Genomic DNA, 19302 nt, shown 5'->3' with positions numbered 1-19302 from the left:
CCTCCTGCCCTATCGTGATAGCGGTGACGATCGAGGATTCCGCCATCATGCCCGAGGCGTTCTTCACTGTCGACGGCGACTCCTACCTGCCGGCCGCGATGACGCGGGGACCGTGGGGCGCGGCGCTGGGCGGCCAGAACGTCGGCGGCCTGCTGGCGTGGGGAATAGAGCAATCCGGGCTCGATCCCGACCTGCAGCCCGCGCGCCTGACGGTCGATCTGCTGCGACCCGTGCTGCCCGAGCCGGTCCGGATCGAGACCTCGGTGCAGCGCGAAGGCCGCCGCATCAAGCTGGTCGACGGCGCGCTGGTGCAGAACGGGCAGATCGTCGCGCGGGCCAGCGCGCTGTTCCTGCGGCGGGGCGAGCATCCCGAGGGCGAGGTGTGGTGCGGTCCGGTCGAGATGCCGCCGCTTCCGGGCAGCGCCGACGGTTTTCCGGCGGACATGCCGTTCCTCATCTGGGGCTACGGGGCCACGCTCGGGGGCAGTCCCGGCATCGCGGCGGGCGAGTGGGAACAGGCCCATTCGCAGAAGTTCGCGTGGACCCGGCTGTTCCGCCCGATGGTGCAGGGCTACCCGCTCACGCCGTTCACCCGGCTGGGATTCGTCGGCGACATCACCAGCTCGCTCACCCATTGGGGCACAGGCGGTTTGCGCTACATCAACGCCGACTACACCGTGACCGCGAGCCGCCTGCCGGACGGCGAATTCCTCGGGCTGGCGGCCCAAAGCCATTACGGCGCTGCGGGTGTGGCCACCGGCACCGCGACCCTGTTCGACCGGCACGGCCCGCTCGGTTCCAGCACGGCGCTGGCGATCGCCCAGCCCGCCGACGCGTTCCAGCCGGCCTATCAGTAGCTCATTCCATCAGCTGGGCGGCCACCGTCGCGCCCAGTTCCCAGCACGATTCCAGGTCGGCCTTGCTGGGCTTGCCGGAAACCACCACGGTCGGTGCCGCTTTCGTCCAACCCAGCCCGGTCGTGATGGCCTCGATGCCCCGCTCGGCGCCCTCGGTGCCCTCGTTGCCGTGCAGGTACACGCCGAACGGCCGCCCGCGCGTCGCGTCGAGGCACGGGTAGTAGCAGACGTCGAACGCGTGCTTGAGGGCCCCGCTCATGTACCCCAGGTTGGCGGGGGTCCCGAGCACGTAGCCGTCGGCGCCGAGCATGTCGGCCGGCGACAGGGTGAGCGCGGGACGCCGCACCACCTCCACGCCTTCGATCTCGGGGTCGGTGGCCCCGGACACCACCGCCTCGAACATCTCCTGGGTGTGCGGGGACGGCGTGTGGTGCACGATCAGCAGCGTCTTGCTCATCGGTGCGCCTGCATGGCGACGGCAGTCTTCATGGCCTCCCGCGCGCGGCGTCGATCGCCCGCGTAGTCGTAGGCGCGGGCGAGCCGGTACCAGCGCCGCCAGTCGTCCGGGTCGGCCTGGACCTCCGTGCGCACCGTGGCGAACAGGGCGTCGGCCGCGCCTCTTTCGATGCGGCCGGATGCCCGCCGCGGCAGCGCGGTGGTGTCGAGTTCCAGTCCGTCGGCGGCGATCAGGCGGGCCAGCCGCTGGTGGGCGAACCCGGCGCGCAGGGTGGCGATCATCGCCCACAGCCCGATGACCGGCATGATGAGCACCGCCGCGCCCAGGCCCACGGCGGCGGCGCGGCCCGACCCGATCATCGCGACGGCCAGGCGGCCCAGCAGCACGAAGTACGCCAGCATCGCCGCGCACATGAACGCGATCAGCAGCTGGACGCGCAGCGTCTTGGTCATTGCAGGTCGAGCAGGGGCTCGAGGCCGACCGTGAGGCCGGGGCGTTCCCTGATCCGCCGCACGGCCAGCAGCACGCCCGGCACGAACGACGTGCGGTCGAGGCTGTCGTGGCGGATGGTCAGCGTCTCACCCGCGGTCCCGAACAGGATCTCCTGGTGGGCGACCAGCCCGGCCAGCCGCACGGAGTGCACCGGGATGCCCTCGACGTCGGCGCCGCGGGCGCCGGGGAGGCCGCTGCTGGTGGCATCGGGGTTGGGCGGCAACCCTTTTCGGGCCTCGGCGATCAGTTTTGCGGTGCGGGCCGCCGTGCCCGACGGCGCGTCGGCCTTGTGCGGGTGGTGCAACTCGATCACCTCGGCCGAGTCGAAGAACGGCGCGGCCTGCTTGGCGAAGTGCATCGACAGCACCGCCCCGATCGCGAAGTTCGGCGCGATGAGCACGGACGTGTTCTTGCCGGCGAGCCACGACTGCACCTGGTCGAGGCGCTGCTGGGTGAAGCCCGTCGTGCCGACCACGGCGTGAATTCCGTTGCCGATGAGGAACTCCAGGTTGCCCATCACGACGTCGGGGTGGGTGAAGTCGATGGCGACCTCGGTGTCGCCGTCGGTGAGCAGGCTCAGCGGATCGCCCTCGTCCACCTCCGCGGACAACGTCAGGTCGTCGGCGGCCTGCACGGCCGAGACCATAGTCGACCCGACCTTTCCCTTGGCTCCCAGCACGCCTACCCGCATGGGTTTCACCCTAGCCCGCGGGGCTTTATCCACAGTCCGGTGTTCATCCACAGGCGCCGCATCTTGATGCCCCTACGGTCGGGACCCGGCGATATCATTCGAACATGCATTCGATCGAGTTTCCGCCGGACCTGGAGGCCGGTCTGGAGGCGCTCGATGCGGCCCTGGCGCTGATCGCGGGGGTCAACTTCGATGCAATGCCGCCCGCGGCCCGGCTGCGGGCGCTGGAGCACATGGAGACGTCACTCCGCGGCCAGGTCGCAATGAGCCACGACGTGATCGCCGGCCTGGCCAAGGAGGATCCCGCCCACGTCGGCGGGCCGGTCCACAAGGTGGTCGCCGACTGGCTGCGAATCAGCTGCACCGAGGCCTCTCGGCGGCTCCGCGACGCGCAGCAGCTTTCCCCACGCCTGACCCTCACCGGCCAGGAGTTGCCGCCGGAGCTGCCGGCCACCGCCTGCGCGTGGCGCAAGGGCCTGCTCGACGGGCAGCACCTGCGGGTGATCCAGTCGTTCTTTCGCGGCCTGCCGGAGGCGACGCCGGTCTACGCGCTTGAGAAGGCCGAGCGATTTCTGGCGCGGCAGGCGACCAAGTTGCGTCCCGACCAACTGGAGAAGGTGGCGCACAAATGTGCGGCACAGATCAATCCCGATGGCAAGTACTCCGACGTCGACCGCGAGCGCCAGCGCGGGTTCACCTGGTGCGGCCAGCGTGCCGACGGCATGAGCGTCGGAAAGCTGGTGGCGTCCCCGGAGCTGCGCGCCAACATCGACGCGTGGCTGGCGCGGTTCGCGGCGCCCGGGATGTGCAACCCCGACGACGAAACGGCCTGCGTCACGGGCGAACCCGGCGAGGACCGCGCGCGTCGCGACACCCGCAGCCACGCCCAGCGCCAGCACGACGCGCTCAACGCCCTGGTGCGCGGCCAGCTCGGCGATCCGAAGCTCGGCCAACACAACGGCTTACCGGTCACCGTCATCGTGTCGACCACGCTGCAGGAGCTGACGTCCGGCGCGGGCCTCGCGGTCACGGGCGGCGGCACGGTGGTGCCGATGCGCGAGTTGATCCGGATGGCCAGCCATGCTTACCACTACCTTGCCGTGTTCGACGAGCACTCGGAGCGACCCTTGTATCTGGGGCGCACGCGGCGGATAGCCTCACCGGATCAGCGCATCGTCCTCTACGCGAAGGCCCGCGGCTGCACGCACCCAGGCTGCGACGTGCCGGGCTACTGGAGCGAAGTTCACCATGTCGACGCGTGGGTGTCGGGTGGGTGCACCGACGCCGACAAGCTCACCTTCGCCTGCCCGCCCCACCACAAGCTGCTGGAAATGGGTTGGACGACAAGGAAACTGCCTGATGGCCGCACCGAGTGGATCCCGCCGCCGCAGTTGGACCGCGGCGCGCGCACCAACGACTTTCACCACCCAGAGCGCCTCTTCGAGGGCGACGAAGACGACGAGGTCCCTTGAGTCCCTTGCCCGCGCGCTTACCTCTTGAACCGCCCCGCGAAGCCGCGCAGCGGCAGGTCGGCGCTGGTGATCAGGCCCGGCCGCGCCCCGACCACCGACTTGATGGCGGCCAGGGCCGGCATGCCGGTCACCGTCATGCCGATGGAGGCGAAGTTGTCCGGGTTGGACAGGTCGACGCCGGGTTTGGGGAAGATCATGTGCTTGTTGTAGATGCACGGGTCGCCCTTGATCTGGGTGATGTAGCAGCCCTTGATGTTCCAGCTCGGGTCGGTGTGCGGGGTCATCTGCCACTCCAGGTGCGTCTCGACGCGGGGCACCCCGTCCACCATGCCCTGGTATTTGATGTAGTTGCCGCCGAGCGAGCCCTTGGGCAGCGTGTACCAGCCCAGGTCGACGTCCTTGGTGCAGGCGCCCAACTCGTAGCTGAACTTCACCTCGTCCAGGCGCAGGTCGAAGCAGTCGGCCATCATCAGCACGCTGTCGGCGAAGACGCGGGTGTACTTCTCCAGCTTCCCGGGGATTTCGGGGTCGTCGACCGGCTGGCCGTAGCCGACCTCGATCCAGGTGTCCTTGGAGTGGTGGCACGAGACGTCGACGGATTCGATGGTGGTGACGTTTTCGATGTCGGCGACGTCGGCCGAACACACCACGCCGAGGATCTGGTTCAGGCCCGGGTTCATGCCCGTGCCGTAGAACGTCGCGCCGCCCTTTTCACAGGCCTCGGCCAGCAGCTGGGTCACCGGCTTGCCCGACGGGTGCGGATGGTTCTTGTCGCGGTGCCAGCCGGTGATCCAGTCGGCGGTGGTGACGATGTTGATGCCCGCCTCGAGCACCTTGACGTATAGCTCCTCGTCGGGGAACACGCCGTGAAACGTCAGGACGTCGGGCTTGGCGGCGATGATCTCCTCGATCGTGCCCGTGGCCGTCACCCCGTTGGGCCCGATGCCCGCGAGTTCGCCGGCGTCGCGCCCGATCTTGTCCGGCGAATAGCAGTGCACACCAATGAGTTCCAGATCGGGCTGCGTGGCGATCCGCTTGATCATCTCCGAGCCGACGTTTCCGGTGGCGACCTGGAACACGCGGATTGGTTTATTCACTCGGCGTCAACCTCCTGATAAAACTGCTTGGCCCACTTGCGGATTGCGGTGAAGCCTTCGTACTCGTCGGGGGCCAGCGCGGGCGGGTCGGAGTAGCGCTGGTGCCGCCAGATCTCGATATCCTGCTCGAACTGCCGTATCACTTCCCGCCCGAACTCGGCCGCCTTGTGCTCGGCGCGCGCGGGATCCTTGACCGCGCCGCTGCCGGGGCGGCCGATGTGGACCATGAACCGGACGTCGGAGGTGAACTCGTCGACCGGGGTGACGGCGGAGATGGTGCGGTTGTCGACCATCCCCCAGCTCTTGGTGACGGCGATGCCCAGCCCACCGTTGATGGCCTCCACGCCGCTGTTGACGTCCTCGATCCTCTGCCCGTCGTCGCCCTCGAAGGTGATGGTGAAGTCCACGAAGGACACCGGGTCGGCGAAGTCGTGGCGGGTGAACACCGGCACGATCGGCGTGTTGTGCACGAACTTGAAATGCGCGAAGTCCACGCCGTTTTCGAGCACGTACTGCGGGTGCAGTTCCAGGCCCTGGCGGAACAGCCGCTGCTGCGCGTAGTAATCGCCCGCGCCGCGGCCGTCCTCGAACGAAGCGAACACGTCGGGCGCGTCGAAGTAGGGCTCGCGCCGCTCGGCGTCGTGCCAGATGTAGACCGACTCGTTGCGCTCCACCACGGGATAGGTGCGCATCCGCCTGCCGCGGTTGGGCCGGTCCTGGTAAGGGATGCAGACGTTGCGGCCCTCGGAGTTCCACTGCCACCCGTGGAACGGGCACTGCAGCACCTCGCCGACGACCTTGCCGCCGTAACCGAGGTGCGCGCCCAGGTGCTCGCAGTAGGCGTTCATCACCGTGAGGTCGCCCGACTCGGCGCGCCAGGCGACCATCTCCTGGTCGAAGTACTTCATCCGGTGCACGTCGCCGACGCCGACCTCGTCGGACCACGCGACCTGAAACCATCCGGTCGGTTTCATCGACAAGGGCGGTTTGGCCATAGAATCACAGTACCCTCTATGAAAATGATAGGCTAGGCGGATGGCCGAACCGAAGGTCGTCGAAAGGCGCCCCAACCGGCGCGGCCACGCGACGCGCGAGAGCATGCTCGAGGCCGCGCTGAAGTCGCTGGCCTCGGGCGAGCCGGGCTCAGTGTCGGCCAACCGCATCGCCAAGGACATCGGGGCCACCTGGGGCGCGGTGCAGTACCAGTTCGGCGACGCCGACGGATTCTGGGCGGCCGTGCTGCACCGCACCGCCGAGCGGCGCGCCGCGACCTTCTCGGCGCCGGCGCAACCGGACGCGCCCCTGCGCGAGCGCGTAGGCGCCATCATCGACACGCTGTACCGCGGCCTGGCGTCACCCGATTCGCGCGCGATCGAAAACCTGCGCGCCGCGCTTCCCCGCGACCCCCGCGAGCTGGAGCGCCTCTACCCGCGCACGGCCGCCGAGCTGTTCTCCTGGGGCAAGAGCTGGCTTCAGACCTGCCAGAACGCGTTCGCCGGCCTGGACGTCGACCCCGACCGGGTGCGCGAGGTGGCCGCCCTCATCCCGGGCGCGATGCGCGGCCTTGTCTCGGAGCGCCAGCTGGGCTCCTACGCCGACCTCGACATGGCGCGCCGTGGCCTGACGAACGCGCTGGCGGCCTATCTGGAAGAGCGGCCGGCAAAAGTTCTCTAGCCTTAGCGTGTGCAGGCCAGCGACATCGCGATCCGGGAAGCCACCCCGGACGACTTCGCCGAGGTCGCGGCGATGCACTACCCGGTGTGGCGGCGCTCGTGGGCCGGGATACTGCTGCCCCAGGTGCTCGACCTGCTCGGGCCGCCGAAACGCTGGGTCGCCGAGATCTACCCGCAGAGCCTGCAGCGCCGCGGGTGGCGCATGTGGGTCGCCGAGGCCGGGGGCCGCACCCTCGGCGTGACCATCTTCGGGCCCGATTCCGACCAGCCGGAAGACCTGCTCGTCGACGCGCTCTACGTCGCCGAGGAAAGCCAACGGCACGGCATCGGGGCCCGCATGCTCGGCGAGGTCCTCGGCTCGCACCCGTCCGGCGACGTAATCCTGTGGTGCGCCGAGCAAAACGACAGGGCGCGCCGCTTCTACGAGAAGAACAACTTTCGCGTCGACGGCCGCACGCTCGACTGGGAGCCGCTGCCCGGCATCAAGGTGGCCCACCTCGGGTACCGGCTCAAGCGGTGACGTGCCGATCGACCCATTCGGCGGTCAGCTCGGCGATGACCTCGGGGCGTGCGGTGACCACCCAGTGTCCGCCTTCGATCGGAATCACCCTGCCGACGACCGGAATTGAGCCGGTGAACCGCTGCAGCGCGGGCGTGACGAAGATGTCCCGGCGCGGCACCAGGGTCTGCACCGCGACGGTGGTCTGCGGCAGCCGCGGCCCGGGCGAGAGCATCGGTCCGGGCATGTTCGCCCGATACAGCTTGAGCCCGGTGACGTAGTCCGAGATGGACCGCGGCGTCGGGTCGCGCCGGACGGGCGTGCGCGGCCGGCCGATGCGCTCGAGGGCCCGATGGGCCAGCACGCCGACCCGGGATAAGAACGCGAGCTCCGGCAGACCAGGGCACAGGAAGAACGCGATGTACAGCGACCCCAGCAGCTGCATCGCGACCTGGCCCACCGCCCGCGGCGTGCGCGCCGAGCGCAGGAAGCGGCCCGCGTAGCGCAGGTGCGGCCCCGAAATCGACGTGAACGACGCGACTTTGGCCATCACCGCGTCGTCGGTGACGGCCGCCCAGGCCGCGATCGAGCCCCAGTCGTGGGCCAGTAGGTGGACCGGGCCGACGCCGAGGCTGTCGATGACGGCGCCGATGTCGGACACCAGTTGCCCGAAGGCGTAGTCGGATCGCCTTGCGGGGCGCGAGGATTCGCCGGCCCCGCGCACGTCGTACGCCGCCACGTTGTAGCGGCCGGCGTGGTTCTCCTCGAGCTCGGAAGCCACCCCGTCCCAGAGGTGGTGGTTGTCGGGCCAGCCGTGGATGGCGAGGATGGTCGGGCGCGCCGCGTCGATCTCGGTGTAGCGGTGGACCGCCAGGGTGGCGCCGTCGGAGGCGGTGACGCTCGAAGTCGTTGCGGCCATGCGTCAGCGGGACGCGCGCGCGGCGGGCGAGACCGCCAGGTAGTCGACCGCCGCCCCGAGGCCGCCCAGTTGGGATGGGTGGAAACCCGGCCGGTAGTAGTTGCCGACCACCTTCACGAACCTCAGCGGCCCGGGCACCAAACCGCGCCGCGCCGCCCGGAAGTAGTCCCGCCAGCGCGCCTTCGCGCCCGGCGGCAGGTACGGGTCCACCGAGTACAGGAACCGGACGCCACGGATCCACAGCAGCAGGATCCCCGGGGTCACCACCAGCTGGGCGCGCACCCGCCGCAGGTAGCCGGCCCGCAGATGCTTCATCGTGTCGAAGGCGACGGCCTTGTGCTCGACCTCTTCGGCGCCGTGCCAGCGCAGCATGTCCAGCATCACGGGGTGGGTGCCGATGGCGTCGTGGGCCGGCGAGTCGAGCACCCACTCGCCCAGGATGGCGGTGTAGTGCTCGATCGCCGAGACGAACGAAACCTGTTCCAGCAGCCAGCGGTGCTGCCGTCGCTCGCCCCACCGCGGCCTGGGCCCCAGCAGCTTCTCGAACAGCCACCGGATCTGGTCGGTGTACGGGGTCAGGTCGACCCCGGCGGCGGCGAAGTGGGCGAGCACCTGCGCGTGGGCCTGGGAATGCACGGCCTCCTGGCCGATGAAGCCCTGGACGTCCAGGCGCAGCTGGTCGTCCTTGATCAACGGCAGCGCCCGCTTGAACGCGTCGACGAAGAACTCCTCGCCCGCGGGCAGCAGCAGGTGCAGGACGTTGAGGACGTGGGTGGTGAACGGCTCGCCCGGCACGTAGTGGAACGGCAGCGTCGCCCAATCGAACTCGACATCGCGCGCCTCGAGGACCAGCCGCTCGTGGTCGAGCGACGCGTCGTGGGGACCCGCCGCGTGGTCGTCGACGGTGAACATCCCGGCCCTCCCCTCAGCGCGCGGGCACACGCCTGCGCAAGTCGTACTCTCGCAGATCCGTTTCGGCCAGCATCGCCCGGTGTTCGGCCGGCGTGAAGGGCCACACCTCGGGCACCCCGTCCTTGTTCAGGTACCAGCTGTCGCAGCCGGTGGTCCACACGGTGTCCGGCATCGCGGCGCGCAGCTTCTCGTTGTAGCTCTCGGTCGCCGCTTGCGTCGGCTCGACGGTGTCGAATTCGCCGCGGCGCCAACGCTGGATCCAGCCCAGGATGTGATCGGCCTGGTGCTCGGCCACCGCGGTGAGCGAGTGGTTGCCCACCGGGCTGTGCGGCCCCAGCATCATGAAGAAGTTGGGGAAACCCGGCATCGCCACGGTCCGGTGGGCGCGCGGCCCGTCGCGCCACACGTCGTCGGCGGCGATACCGTCCCGCCCGGTCAGTCGCATCGGCCGGAAGAACGCGTGCGTGTCGAACCCGGTGCACGCCACGATGACGTCCGCCTCGTGCAGCGTGCCGTCGTCGGTCACGATGCCCCGCGGTTCCACGTGGTCGATGCCGGCCGTCACCAGCTCGACGTCGTCGCGCTGGATCGCCCGGTAGAACCCGCCCGACACCACCAGCCGCTTGCACATCGGCTCATACGAGGGCGTCAGCGCCGCGCGCAACTCGGGGTCGCGCACCCGGCGCAGGCTGGCTCGGCACAGCGCCCCCATCGCCGCCCGCCGCAGCCCCGGCTTGGTCAGGGCGACGGCGAAGGTGTCGAAGACGAGGCTGTACGCGCGGTAGGCCAGCCGATCGAGCCACGGAACGGCCCGGTGGCTGCGATTGGCGAACCTGGAGTACGCCGGGTTGGGCATCGGGACGATCCACTGCGCGGTGCGCTGGAACAGCAAGACCCGGCCCGCCTCGCCGGCCAGCCCGCAGACGAGCTGCACTCCGGTGGATCCGTTGCCGATCACCGCGATTCGGCGCCCCGCCAGCTCGACGGAATGATCCCAGCGTGCGGAGTGGAAGACGGGGCCGGCGAAGTCGGCCAGGCCGGCGATCGACGGCATCCGGGGATGGTGCAGCACACCGGTCGCCGAGATCAGGAAGTCGACGGCCGACTCGTCGCCGGCGTCCGTGCGCAACACCCAGCGGTCGTCGTCGAACCGGGCGCTGACGACTTCGGTGCCGAACCGGATCCGCTCGCGCAGCCCGAATTGGTCGGCGACGCCGCGGAAGTAGGCCTGGATCTCCCCGCCGGGCGAAAACATGTGCGACCAGTTGGGCTTGGTGGCGAAGGTGTACTGGTAGACGCGCGACGGCACGTCACAGGTCAGGCCGGGGTAGGTGTTTTCCCGCCAGGTGCCGCCCACCTCGTCGGCCTTCTCGTAGATGGTGACGTCGTCAATACCGCTGCGCAGCAACGCGATTGCCATGCACAGCCCCGACATGCCGGCCCCGACGACGGCTACGGAGGGAGCGCGTGACGCCATGGTCGTCATGGGCGCGCTACCCGGCCTCGGCCCGCTGCTTGAGGCGCTGCAGGGTCAGCTGGATGTGCTCGGTGTTGGCGGCCACCCGGTCGGTGACGCCGGTCGCCCTGCCGGCGAGCTTGCGGAACCAGCCCGGCCGGCGATCCCACGTGCTTTCGGTGACCCGGCAGCCGCCGTCGGACGGGGCGATGTCGTATTGCCAGCGCGCAATGGGAAAGACCGTATGCCGCACATCGAAGGCGAAGACCTGGCCCTGTTCGGCGTCGGTGATCGTGCATTTCGTGCTCCAGCGCCGACGCCCGTTCTCGTTGTGCCCGACGAACACCGCGCCGGGGCGGACGGCATCGCCCTTGCACCACTCCATCGCCACCGCCTCCTCGGCGAGCGAGGCCAGCGTCGGCAGGTCGGTGATCAGGCCATATACCACCTCGGGAGGGGCGTCGATCTGGACGGATGCTGTCACGCACGGGTCAGCCATCCGCCGATCATAAGCACGCCGCGCCTCAGGAGAACCCATATAGCAGCACCGCGAAACCGAGGATGACGAGCGCCGCCGCCGTCATCGCCTGCCGCCGGGCTTGAATCCACCGCCTGATCCGTTCGAGGTGCGGGTCGATCCGCGGACCCGCGACGAGGTACAGGAGAACCGGCGCGGCCACGGTCGAATTCGCGAGGACGGCGTAGTACGCGATCGCCGCCACCGCACCGACGGCGGTCGATCGGACGGTCGCTATCTCCGCAGCCGCGGCCGCGCTGGCGGCGAGCACCTTCGGATTGGCCAACAGGGGGAAGGTTCCGATCGCGGCGGCCACCGCCGGGCTGATCCGGCCGATCCTGTTTTCCCAGCCGGGGCGGTCCGCGGGACCGTAGCGCCGCCACCACGCCCGAGCGCCGAGCGCCACCAGCGCCGCGCCGGCGGCGATGACGAGCCAGTCCGTCCACGGCGGCGCGGGACCCACGAGGCCGTCGAGCCATCCGGGCGCCCGCGCGAATGCCGTGGTCAGCGCGGCCACCGAGACCACCCTGCCGGCCAGGTAGGCGAGGCCGGACGAATGCGGCCGCTCGTTGTGCACGAGCAGCACCAGCGCCACGACAATCGGCACCGGCGACAGCGCGACGATCAGCGCCGGAGCGGCCAGCTGGGCGAGCGCCACCCCCGAAATGCCGGACACGTCAATACCTTTCACCCCCGGCGGGACCGGCTATCCCGTCGTGCGCGGCCGCTGCAACTGGCTGAACTGCGCAACGGCGGCCAGCGTGGCCACCGCATCGAAGAGCGCCTTTCTCATCTCCGGCGCCGGCGGCCCGGACAGCACCGGCCCGAAGAAGGTCCGCCCGTCGATCTGCATGATCGGGCTGCCCCCGCTCTCGCCGAGCGCGGATTGCCCGGCTTCGTGGCTGAGCCGCACCAGGTCGTCCTGCCCGGTATCCGACATGACGGCGGCGTCGACGTCGTGGCAGTCCACCGCGTCCAACACCTGCGCGACCATACCGTCATCGAGGGCCTCGGAGCGTTCGAGGTAGCGCTCACCGAACGCGAAATACGCCGCGGCCATGGCGTCGGCGCCGTGTCTTTCGCGGATCGCGGCCATCAGCCGGCCGATCCGCCGGGAGTCGCGCATGCGTGCCTGCTGCGGCGGCGGCAGTTCGCGGCCCTCGTTGAGGACCGCCAGGCTCATCAGGCGCCAATCGATGGCCAATTCCAGTTCGCCCGCGAGGTCCCGCAGCCACCGGGCGGTGTGCCACGAAAACGGGCACACGGGGTCGAACCAGATCGTCACCGCAGGCCCTCGATTTTGCGCCGGACTCATCAGCCCGCTCCTCTCCTGTTGTCGCGTTGCATCGTTTCCGACTATACCCCCTAGGGTATCTGTCGCGCACCGGCCGCGTGTTTGCGGCCCCGGCGAACTTTCTCCACACTTGAGCCATGCGCGTCGGCGTTCCCACCGAGACCAAGACCAACGAGTTCAGGGTGGCCATCACCCCGGCCGGCGTCGCCGAACTGACCCGCCACGGGCACGAGGTGCTCGTCCAGGCCGGCGCGGGGGAAGGCTCGGCCATCCCCGATGCGGAATTCAAGGCGGCCGGCGCCCAGCTCGCCGACACGGCCGAGCGGGTGTGGGCCGACGCGGACCTGTTGCTCAAGGTCAAGGAACCGATACCGTCCGAGTACGGCCTGCTGCGCGACGGGCAGGTGCTGTTCACGTACCTGCACTTGGCCGCCTCCCGCGCCTGCACCGACGCGCTATTGGCCTCCGGCACAACGTCGATCGCGTATGAGACCGTCCAGACCGACGACGGCGCGCTGCCGTTGCTGGCCCCGATGAGCGAGGTCGCCGGTCGGCTCGCCGCCCAGGTCGGCGGCTATCACCTGATGCGCACCCAAGGGGGCCGCGGTGTGCTGATGGGCGGGGTGCCCGGCGTCAAGGGCGCCGACGTCGTCGTGATCGGGGCCGGCACGGCCGGCTACAACGCCGCCCGGGTCGCCGGCGGGATGGGCGCCAGCGTGATGGTTTTCGACATCAACATCGGCAAGCTTCGGCTGCTCGACGCCGAGTTCGGTGGGCACGTGGGGACCCGCTATTCCTCGGCGTACGAGCTGGAGGGCGCCGTCAAACGCGCCGACCTGGTGATCGGAGCCGTGCTGCTGCCCGGCCACAAGGCGCCCCGGCTGATCTCGAATTCCCTTGTCGCGCAGATGAAGCCGGGTGCGGTGCTGGTGGACATCTCCATCGATCAGGGCGGCTGCTTCGAGGATTCGCGGCCCACCACGCACGACGACCCGACGTTCGCGGTGCACGACACGCTGTTCTACTGCGTGGCGAACATGCCCAGCGCAGTGCCCAAGACGTCGACCGTCGCGCTGACCAACGCCACCATGCCGTACGTGCTCAAGCTCGCCGACCATGGCTGGCGGGCGGCGTGCCGGTCCGATCCCCCTCTGGCCAAAGGGCTTTCGACGCACGCCGGGATGCTGCTGTCCCGGCAGGTGGCCGACGACCTCGGGCTGCCGTGCGCGGACCCGGCATCGGTGTTGGGCTGAACCCTAGTCGCTGAGGCCGGCGACGATGTCGGCCACCGAACCCGTACGGGCCTGGCGGAACGACGTGCCCGCCCACAGGGCCATCCCGTCCGGGTCTTCGCGTTCGGTCGCGGCCTCCCGGATCGGCAGCGTCATCTGGTTGACCTCGGGGTAGCCCAGCGGGGCGACGTTGTCGAGCAGGCGGATGAATTCGTTCTCCAGGCCGCGCCCGTACCGGCCGGAGAACGCGCGGGTCACGATGGTCTTGGCGAAGAGCTGATTCTTCATGGCGGTGCGATGCGCCTGGCTGGTGCCCGCCTCGTTGCTCAGCAGCAGCGCGGTGCCGACCTGCGCGGCCACGGCGCCCCGGCGCAGCACGCCCGCGACGTCCTCGGCGCTGCCCAGCCCGCCCGCCGCGATGATCGGGACGTCGCGGTGCGTCCGGTGGATCCGGTCGATCAGGTCGTGCAGCGAGTCGGTGGCGGGCTCCATGTCCGGCGCGAAGGTGCCGCGATGCCCGCCGGCGCCGGGGCCCTGGACCACCAGGCTGTCGGCGCCGGCGGCGACGGCGACCCCGGCCTCGTAGGCCGACGTCACCGTGACCATCACCAACAGCCCCTGCGCGCTGAGCCGCCGGATCACGTCCGGCGGCGGCACGCCGAACGTGAAGGACACCAGCTCCGGATGCACGTCGAGGACCACCTCGAGCTTGCGCTCCCAGTCGTCGTCGTCGCCGAACTCGGGCCGGCCCACCTCGCACTGATAGTGCTCGGCGATGCCTTCGAGCTCGTCCGCGTAGTAGTCCAGCGCGACCCAGTCGGCGACGCTGGGCTGGGGCACGAACAGGTTGACGCCCAACGGCCCGGTGGTCATGGCGCGGGCCGCCGCGATGTCGTCGGCGAACCGCTCGGCGCTCACATACCCGCCGGGGAGGAAACCGAGCCCGCCGGCGTTGGACACCGCCGCGGCCAACGCCGGGGTGCCGGGCCCGCCGGCCATGGGGGCACCCACGATGGGCACCGCGATATCCCAAAAGCCCAGAACCATCCGGCTAGTCCGGTGACGGCGAGCGCCGGCACGGCGCGAGTGAGGAGGCGAACATTTGAGCTACGGTACCATCGCCCGAAGTTGTTGGGGCAGCGATCGTTTCGAGGCGTACGGGCCCAGCACGGCCGCCCCGTAGCGCCTGCCCAGCAGGCGCCGGGCCACCGCGTTGACCTCCTCGACGGTCACCTCGTCGATCTTTTGCAAAGTGTGCTCGATGCTGCGGTGCCGGCCATAGTTCAGTTCGTTGCGGCCGATGCGGCTCATCCGGGAGCTGGAGTCTTCCAGCCCGAGGACGAGCCCGCCGCGCAGCGAGCCCTTGGCGATGCGGCATTCGGCCTCGGTGATGCCGTCGCGCGCCACCGCGTCGAGCACCTCGCTGGTCACGCGCATGACCTCGGCGAAACGCTCGGGCAGGCAGGCGGCGTAGACCGACAGCGCGCCGCTGTCGGCGAAGATGTCGACCGCCGAGTACACCGAATAGGCCAGGCCGCGCAGCTCCCGAACCTCCTGGAACAGCCGGGAACTCAGGCCGCCGCCCAGCGCGGTGTGCAGCACCGACAGCGCCCAGCGATGCTCCCAACTGCGCCCCGGCGTGCGGACGCCCAACGACAGGTGGGTCTGCTCGGCCTCCCGGTTGATCAGCGTGAGCCCGGGGCTTCCGGTGACCCGCCCGGCTCCCTTGCGCGGGGCGATGGGTTGGCGGCCCCGGACCAGATGCCTGCCGAAGTGCTCGCGCACCAACGCGACCACCTCGTCGTGATCGACGTTGCCGGCCACCGCGACGACCATCCGCTCCGGGGTGTAGCGCCGCACATGAAACGAGTGCAGCTGCGACCGCGTCATCGCCGAGACCGAGCGGACGGAGCCGATCACGGGGCGGCCCACCGGGTGATCGCCGAACAGCGCCGACAGGAAGACGTCGCCCAGTGCGTCCTCGGGGTCGTCGTCGCGCATCGCGATCTCCTCGAGGACGACATCGCGTTCGAGCTCGACGTCCTCGGCGGCGCAGCGGCCGTTGAGCACGACGTCGGCGACCAGGTCGACGGCCAGTTCCAGGTCGCTGTCCAGCACATGCGCGTAGTAGCAGGTGTGCTCGCGGGCGGTGAACGCGTTCAGTTCGCCGCCGACGGCGTCCATCGCCTGGGCGATGTCCACGGCCGTGCGGGTCGGGGTGGACTTGAACAGCAGGTGCTCCAGGAAGTGCGCCGCCCCGGCCACGGTGGCGCCCTCGTCACGGGATCCGACGCCGACCCAGACCCCGACCGAGGCGGAGCGCACGGCCGGCAGGTGCTCGGTGACCACCCGCAGGCCGCCCGGCAATGTGGTGCGGCGGACCGCCTTGTGGTCGGCGTTCACCTCGGCGAGCTGCGCGCCCCGCCGCAGCGACGCCGCGGGGTCAGCTCGACGCGGTCGCGGCATCGGCAGGAGCGGGCGCCGCGGACGGCGTTTCCGCTGACTCTTCCTCGTCGACCAGGACCAGCGAGATCTTGCCCCGCTTGTCGATGTCGGCGATCTCCACCCGCAGCTTGTCGCCGACGTTCACCACGTCCTCGACCTTCGCGATGCGCTTGCCCCTGCCCAGCTTGGAGATGTGTACCAGGCCGTCGCGGCCGGGCAGCAGCGACACGAACGCGCCGAAATCCGTTGTCTTGACCACGGTTCCGAGGAATCGCTCGCCCACGGTCGGCAGCTGCGGGTTGGCGATGGCGTTGATCCGGTCGATCGCGGCCTGCGCCGAGGGCCCGTCGGTGGCGCCGACGAACACGGTGCCGTCGTCCTCGATGGAGATCTGGGCGCCGGTCTCCTCGGTGATGGCGTTGATCACCTTGCCCTTGGGCCCGATGACCTCACCGATCTTGTCCACCGGAACCTTGATGGTGGTCACGCGCGGGGCGTACGGGCTCATCTCGTCGGGCGCGTCGATGGCCTCGGCCATCACCTCGAGGATGGTCAGGCGGGCGTCCTTGGCCTGCGCCAGCGCGCCCGCGAGCACCTGGGAGGGAATCCCGTCGAGCTTGGTGTCCAGCTGCAGCGCGGTGACGAAGTCCTTGGTGCCGGCGCACTTGAAGTCCATGTCGCCGAACGCGTCCTCGGCGCCCAGGATGTCGGTCAGGGTGACGAAGCGACGCTCGGTCTTGCCCTCCACCTCGACGTCGTCGGAGACCAGCCCCATCGCGATGCCGGCCACCGGCGCCTTGAGCGGCACCCCGGCGTTGAGCAACGCGAGCGTGGACGCGCAGACGGAGCCCATCGACGTCGAACCGTTGGAGCCCAACGCTTCCGACACCTGGCGGATGGCGTACGGGAACTCCTCGACGCTGGGCAGCACCGGGATCAGGGCCCGCTCGGCGAGCGCGCCGTGCCCGATCTCGCGCCGCTTGGGCGAGCCGACCCGGCCGGTCTCGCCGGTGGAGAACGGCGGGAAGTTGTAGTGGTGCATGTAGCGCTTGGAGGTTTCCGGCCCCAGCGAATCGATCTGCTGGGCCATCTTGACCATGTCCAGCGTGGTCACGCCCAGGATCTGGGTTTCGCCGCGCTCGAACAGCGCGCTGCCGTGTGCGCGCGGCACCACGGCGACCTCGGCGCTCAGGGCGCGGATGTCGGTGATACCCCGGCCGTCGATGCGGAAGTGGTCGGTGAGGATGCGCTGGCGGACCAGCTTCTTGGTCAGCGAGCGGAACGCGGCGCTGACCTCCTTCTCCCGACCCTCGTAGGTCTCGGCGAGCCGCGCCTGCACCTCGGCCTTGAGCTCGTCGGTGCGCGCGTCGCGCTCGGCCTTGCCGCCGATGGTCAGCGCCTTGGCCAGCTCGTCGGTGGCCACCGAGGCCACCGAGTAGTACACGTCTTCCTGGTAGTCCGGGAACGTCGGGTACTCGCCGACGGGTTTGGCGGCCGCGTCGGCCAGCTCCTGCTGCGCGGTACACAGCGCGGCGATGAACGGTTTGGCGGCCTCCAGGCCCTGCGCCACAACGGTTTCCGTCGGCGCCTGGGCGCCGCCCTCGACCAGCTCGATGACCTTCTCGGTGGCCTCGGCCTCGACCATCATGATGGCCACGTCACCGTCGACCGTGCGGCCGGCCACCACCATGTCGAACACGGCGCGCTCCAGCTGCTCGACGGTCGGGAAGGCGACCCAGGTGCCGTCGATCAGCGCCACCCGCACGCCCCCGATGGGGCCGGAGAACGGCAGCCCGCTGATCTGGGTGGAGGCCGACGCGGCGTTGATCGCCAGCACGTCGTACAGGTCGTTGGGGTCCAGGCTCATGATGGTCACCACGACCTGGATCTCGTTGCGCAGCCCGGCGACGAACGACGGCCGCAGCGGACGGTCGATGAGCCGGCAGGTCAGGATCGCGTCGGTGGAGGGACGGCCCTCGCGGCGGAAGAACGAGCCGGGGATGCGCCCGGCGGCGTACATCCGCTCCTCGACGTCGACCGTCAGCGGGAAGAAGTCGAAGTGTTCCTTGGGGCTCTTGCTGGCGGTGGTCGCCGAGAGCAGCATGTTTTCGTCGTCCAGGTACGCGACGACGGCGCCGGCGGCCTGCTGGGCCAGCCGGCCGGTCTCGAAACGGATGGTGCGGGTGCCGAAGCTCCCGTTGTCGATGGTGGCGGTGGCCTCGAAGACGCCTTCGTCGATTTCAGCTACAGACATGGGTGTCCGTATGACCTCTCTGGGTATTCAGCTTTTTCGCACGCCCTGATGCCACCCGGAGAACAAGAGTCTGAATGCGGCTACGGCCATCGATCGAAGCGGCCGACCTGCCCCAGATCCGGAGAGCCCGGCAGCCACTACCGAAGACCGCCCGATGCAGACTGTGCTGCTCCCTCGGACACACGCAGTGACGTGCTGGAACGGCTCGCGCGGATCTGCGCAAACCGCACCGTTTGCTCGGGCCGAACCGGCCCAGAACGCTCCCACTCTACACGGGCGAACTCAGCCGGCCAGCGGGCGCCGGGATTAGCCTTGCGTCAGCGACGCAGGCCCAGCCGCTCGACGAGCGAGCGGTAGCGCTCCACGTCGATCTGGGACACGTATTTGAGCAGCCGGCGGCGGCGGCCCACCAGCAGCAGCAGTCCGCGCCGCGAGTGGTGGTCGTGCTTGTGCACCTTGAGGTGCTCGGTCAGGTCGGCGATCCGCCGGGTCAGCAGGGCGACCTGCGCCTCCGGGGAGCCGGTGTCGGTGTCGTGCAGGCCGTACGAGCCCAGGATTTCTTTTTTCTGCTCGGCAGTAAGCGCCACGAAACTATCTCCATCAATCGGTCCGCGATAACTGGGAATCAAGGCGCGGCCACCGCGAACCGCAGCACGCGCCGATGTCGTCCGGCAGTTTAGCAGTCAGTCCGTGAGCAGGGCGCGGGCCCGGTCGGTGTCGTCACCCATCGCGGCGACCAGGCCCTTGATCGTGTCGAACTTGCGCTGGCCGCGGATGCGCGCGACGAAGTCCAACGCCACATGCTGCCCGTACAGGTCGGCGGTGGTGTCCAGGACGAAGGCCTCGACGGTGCGGGTGCGCCCCGAGAAGGTCGGGTTGGTGCCGACGGACACCGCGGCCTGGTAGCGCTCGCCCGGGACGACGGTGCCGGCCACCGGTCCGTGCCCGAGCACGGTGAACCAGGCCGCGTACACGCCGTCGGCCGGGATGGCCGAATACATCGGCGGGGCCACGTTGGCGGTGGGAAAGCCCAGC

At 69.8% G+C, this 19302-nt stretch carries 21 protein-coding genes; 5 read left to right on the top strand and 16 right to left on the bottom strand.

The window, feature by feature from the left end; all coding sequences use genetic code 11:
• Positions 1-23 precede the first annotated feature (23 nt).
• Complete coding sequence (locus A5673_RS15930; RefSeq protein WP_197518394.1) at positions 24-857, top strand: thioesterase family protein; 834 nt, start codon at positions 24-26, stop codon at positions 855-857.
• A gap of 1 nt (position 858) precedes the next feature.
• Here the strand turns inward: A5673_RS15930 and A5673_RS15925 are convergent, their stop codons facing one another.
• Genes A5673_RS15925 through dapB form a run of 3 tightly spaced genes read right to left on the bottom strand, consistent with a single transcriptional unit; the run spans position 859 to position 2497 of the window.
• Positions 859-1314, bottom strand: a complete 456-nt coding sequence (locus A5673_RS15925; protein WP_068234103.1) for a flavodoxin family protein — start codon at positions 1312-1314, stop codon at positions 859-861.
• Positions 1311-1766: a hypothetical protein gene (locus tag A5673_RS15920; protein WP_068234100.1), complete on the bottom strand. Its 456-nt coding sequence runs from the start codon at positions 1764-1766 to the stop codon at positions 1311-1313. The genes A5673_RS15925 and A5673_RS15920 overlap by 4 nt, the downstream gene beginning before the upstream one ends.
• Positions 1763-2497 (bottom strand): 4-hydroxy-tetrahydrodipicolinate reductase, encoded by a 735-nt coding sequence (gene dapB / locus A5673_RS15915; protein WP_068234098.1) that lies wholly within the window; start codon positions 2495-2497, stop codon positions 1763-1765. Before dapB ends, A5673_RS15920 begins: the two co-directional genes overlap by 4 nt.
• Positions 2498-2601: 104 nt before the next feature.
• Here dapB and A5673_RS15910 point away from each other — a divergent pair, with 104 nt between their 5' ends.
• Complete coding sequence (locus tag A5673_RS15910) at positions 2602-3969, top strand: HNH endonuclease signature motif containing protein (protein ID WP_068234095.1); 1368 nt, start codon at positions 2602-2604, stop codon at positions 3967-3969.
• A gap of 17 nt (positions 3970-3986) precedes the next feature.
• Here A5673_RS15910 and A5673_RS15905 read toward each other — a convergent pair whose 3' ends face one another.
• Positions 3987-5066 (bottom strand): dihydrodipicolinate reductase, encoded by a 1080-nt coding sequence (locus A5673_RS15905; RefSeq protein ID WP_082958770.1) that lies wholly within the window; start codon positions 5064-5066, stop codon positions 3987-3989.
• Complete coding sequence (locus A5673_RS15900; protein WP_068234092.1) at positions 5063-6061, bottom strand: Rieske 2Fe-2S domain-containing protein; 999 nt, start codon at positions 6059-6061, stop codon at positions 5063-5065. The genes A5673_RS15905 and A5673_RS15900 overlap by 4 nt, the downstream gene beginning before the upstream one ends.
• A gap of 103 nt (positions 6062-6164) precedes the next feature.
• On the opposite strand from A5673_RS15900, the gene A5673_RS15895 reads away from it, so the two are divergent.
• Complete coding sequence (locus tag A5673_RS15895; protein ID WP_068234195.1) at positions 6165-6740, top strand: TetR/AcrR family transcriptional regulator; 576 nt, start codon at positions 6165-6167, stop codon at positions 6738-6740.
• Between the two features lie 9 nt (positions 6741-6749).
• Positions 6750-7259 (top strand): GNAT family N-acetyltransferase, encoded by a 510-nt coding sequence (locus A5673_RS15890; RefSeq protein WP_068234088.1) that lies wholly within the window; start codon positions 6750-6752, stop codon positions 7257-7259.
• On the opposite strand, the gene A5673_RS15885 is transcribed toward A5673_RS15890, so the two are convergent.
• The 6 genes from A5673_RS15885 to A5673_RS15860 are packed head-to-tail and all read right to left on the bottom strand — an operon-like array spanning position 7249 to position 12357.
• On the bottom strand, positions 7249-8157 hold the full coding sequence (locus A5673_RS15885; protein WP_068234084.1) for an alpha/beta fold hydrolase: 909 nt from the start codon (positions 8155-8157) through the stop codon (positions 7249-7251). The genes A5673_RS15890 and A5673_RS15885 overlap by 11 nt on opposite strands.
• 3 nt (positions 8158-8160) lie before the next feature.
• Entirely contained in the window at positions 8161-9069 is a 909-nt protein-coding gene (locus tag A5673_RS15880; protein ID WP_068234081.1) for a metal-dependent hydrolase, read from the bottom strand.
• A 13-nt stretch (positions 9070-9082) separates the two neighbouring features.
• A complete protein-coding gene (locus A5673_RS15875; RefSeq protein ID WP_068234192.1) occupies positions 9083-10546 on the bottom strand; it encodes an NAD(P)/FAD-dependent oxidoreductase in 1464 nt (487 codons plus the stop codon).
• Between the two features lie 16 nt (positions 10547-10562).
• The gene (locus tag A5673_RS15870; protein ID WP_068234078.1) at positions 10563-11024 is read right to left on the bottom strand and encodes an SRPBCC family protein; all 462 of its coding nucleotides are present in this window, start codon (positions 11022-11024) and stop codon (positions 10563-10565) included.
• Between the two features lie 25 nt (positions 11025-11049).
• Positions 11050-11718 (bottom strand): GAP family protein, encoded by a 669-nt coding sequence (locus tag A5673_RS15865; RefSeq protein WP_068234075.1) that lies wholly within the window; start codon positions 11716-11718, stop codon positions 11050-11052.
• A 30-nt stretch (positions 11719-11748) separates the two neighbouring features.
• The gene (locus A5673_RS15860) at positions 11749-12357 is read right to left on the bottom strand and encodes a DsbA family protein (RefSeq protein ID WP_068234072.1); all 609 of its coding nucleotides are present in this window, start codon (positions 12355-12357) and stop codon (positions 11749-11751) included.
• 116 nt (positions 12358-12473) lie between these two features.
• On the opposite strand from A5673_RS15860, the gene ald reads away from it, so the two are divergent.
• Entirely contained in the window at positions 12474-13589 is a 1116-nt protein-coding gene (gene ald, locus A5673_RS15855; protein ID WP_068234069.1) for an alanine dehydrogenase, read from the top strand.
• Positions 13590-13592: 3 nt separating this feature from the next.
• On the opposite strand, the gene A5673_RS15850 is transcribed toward ald, so the two are convergent.
• The 5 genes from A5673_RS15850 to A5673_RS15830 form a co-directional block, all read right to left on the bottom strand.
• Entirely contained in the window at positions 13593-14615 is a 1023-nt protein-coding gene (locus A5673_RS15850; protein ID WP_068234066.1) for a nitronate monooxygenase, read from the bottom strand.
• 60 nt (positions 14616-14675) lie between these two features.
• Positions 14676-16034 carry a pitrilysin family protein gene (locus tag A5673_RS15845; RefSeq protein ID WP_068234063.1) on the bottom strand — a complete coding sequence of 453 codons (1359 nt, stop codon included), beginning with the start codon at positions 16032-16034 and terminating at the stop codon, positions 14676-14678.
• Positions 16012-18267, bottom strand: coding sequence for a polyribonucleotide nucleotidyltransferase (locus A5673_RS15840; RefSeq protein ID WP_068234060.1), 2256 nt, complete (start codon positions 18265-18267; stop codon positions 16012-16014). Before A5673_RS15840 ends, A5673_RS15845 begins: the two co-directional genes overlap by 23 nt.
• Positions 18268-18584: 317 nt before the next feature.
• Positions 18585-18854 carry a 30S ribosomal protein S15 gene (gene rpsO / locus A5673_RS15835; protein WP_066909705.1) on the bottom strand — a complete coding sequence of 90 codons (270 nt, stop codon included), beginning with the start codon at positions 18852-18854 and terminating at the stop codon, positions 18585-18587.
• A 96-nt stretch (positions 18855-18950) separates the two neighbouring features.
• Positions 18951-19302: riboflavin kinase (locus A5673_RS15830; protein ID WP_304442574.1), on the bottom strand; the 352-nt coding region annotated here is incomplete at its 5' end.

It is taken from the genome of Mycobacterium sp. E3198 (genome assembly GCF_001667015.1).
Taxonomy (GTDB): domain Bacteria; phylum Actinomycetota; class Actinomycetes; order Mycobacteriales; family Mycobacteriaceae; genus Mycobacterium.
This window is presented reverse-complemented; position numbering and strand designations above follow the sequence as displayed.

Excerpts from the sequence above, each read along its gene's own strand:
- A5673_RS15925 (WP_068234103.1), bottom strand. The coding sequence starts at position 1,314 with ATGAGCAAGACGCTGCTGATCGTGCACCACACGCCGTCCCCGCACACC.
- A5673_RS15920 (WP_068234100.1), bottom strand. The coding sequence starts at position 1,766 with ATGACCAAGACGCTGCGCGTCCAGCTGCTGATCGCGTTCATGTGCGCG.
- dapB (WP_068234098.1), bottom strand. The coding sequence starts at position 2,497 with ATGCGGGTAGGCGTGCTGGGAGCCAAGGGAAAGGTCGGGTCGACTATG.
- A5673_RS15910 (WP_068234095.1), top strand. The coding sequence starts at position 2,602 with ATGCATTCGATCGAGTTTCCGCCGGACCTGGAGGCCGGTCTGGAGGCG.
- A5673_RS15900 (WP_068234092.1), bottom strand. The coding sequence starts at position 6,061 with ATGGCCAAACCGCCCTTGTCGATGAAACCGACCGGATGGTTTCAGGTC.
- A5673_RS15895 (WP_068234195.1), top strand. The coding sequence starts at position 6,165 with ATGCTCGAGGCCGCGCTGAAGTCGCTGGCCTCGGGCGAGCCGGGCTCA.
- A5673_RS15885 (WP_068234084.1), bottom strand. The coding sequence starts at position 8,157 with ATGGCCGCAACGACTTCGAGCGTCACCGCCTCCGACGGCGCCACCCTG.
- A5673_RS15880 (WP_068234081.1), bottom strand. The coding sequence starts at position 9,069 with ATGTTCACCGTCGACGACCACGCGGCGGGTCCCCACGACGCGTCGCTC.
- A5673_RS15875 (WP_068234192.1), bottom strand. The coding sequence starts at position 10,546 with ATGGCGTCACGCGCTCCCTCCGTAGCCGTCGTCGGGGCCGGCATGTCG.
- A5673_RS15870 (WP_068234078.1), bottom strand. The coding sequence starts at position 11,024 with ATGGCTGACCCGTGCGTGACAGCATCCGTCCAGATCGACGCCCCTCCC.
- A5673_RS15860 (WP_068234072.1), bottom strand. The coding sequence starts at position 12,357 with ATGAGTCCGGCGCAAAATCGAGGGCCTGCGGTGACGATCTGGTTCGAC.
- ald (WP_068234069.1), top strand. The coding sequence starts at position 12,474 with ATGCGCGTCGGCGTTCCCACCGAGACCAAGACCAACGAGTTCAGGGTG.
- A5673_RS15850 (WP_068234066.1), bottom strand. The coding sequence starts at position 14,615 with ATGGTTCTGGGCTTTTGGGATATCGCGGTGCCCATCGTGGGTGCCCCC.
- A5673_RS15845 (WP_068234063.1), bottom strand. The coding sequence starts at position 16,034 with ATGCCGCGACCGCGTCGAGCTGACCCCGCGGCGTCGCTGCGGCGGGGC.
- A5673_RS15840 (WP_068234060.1), bottom strand. The coding sequence starts at position 18,267 with ATGTCTGTAGCTGAAATCGACGAAGGCGTCTTCGAGGCCACCGCCACC.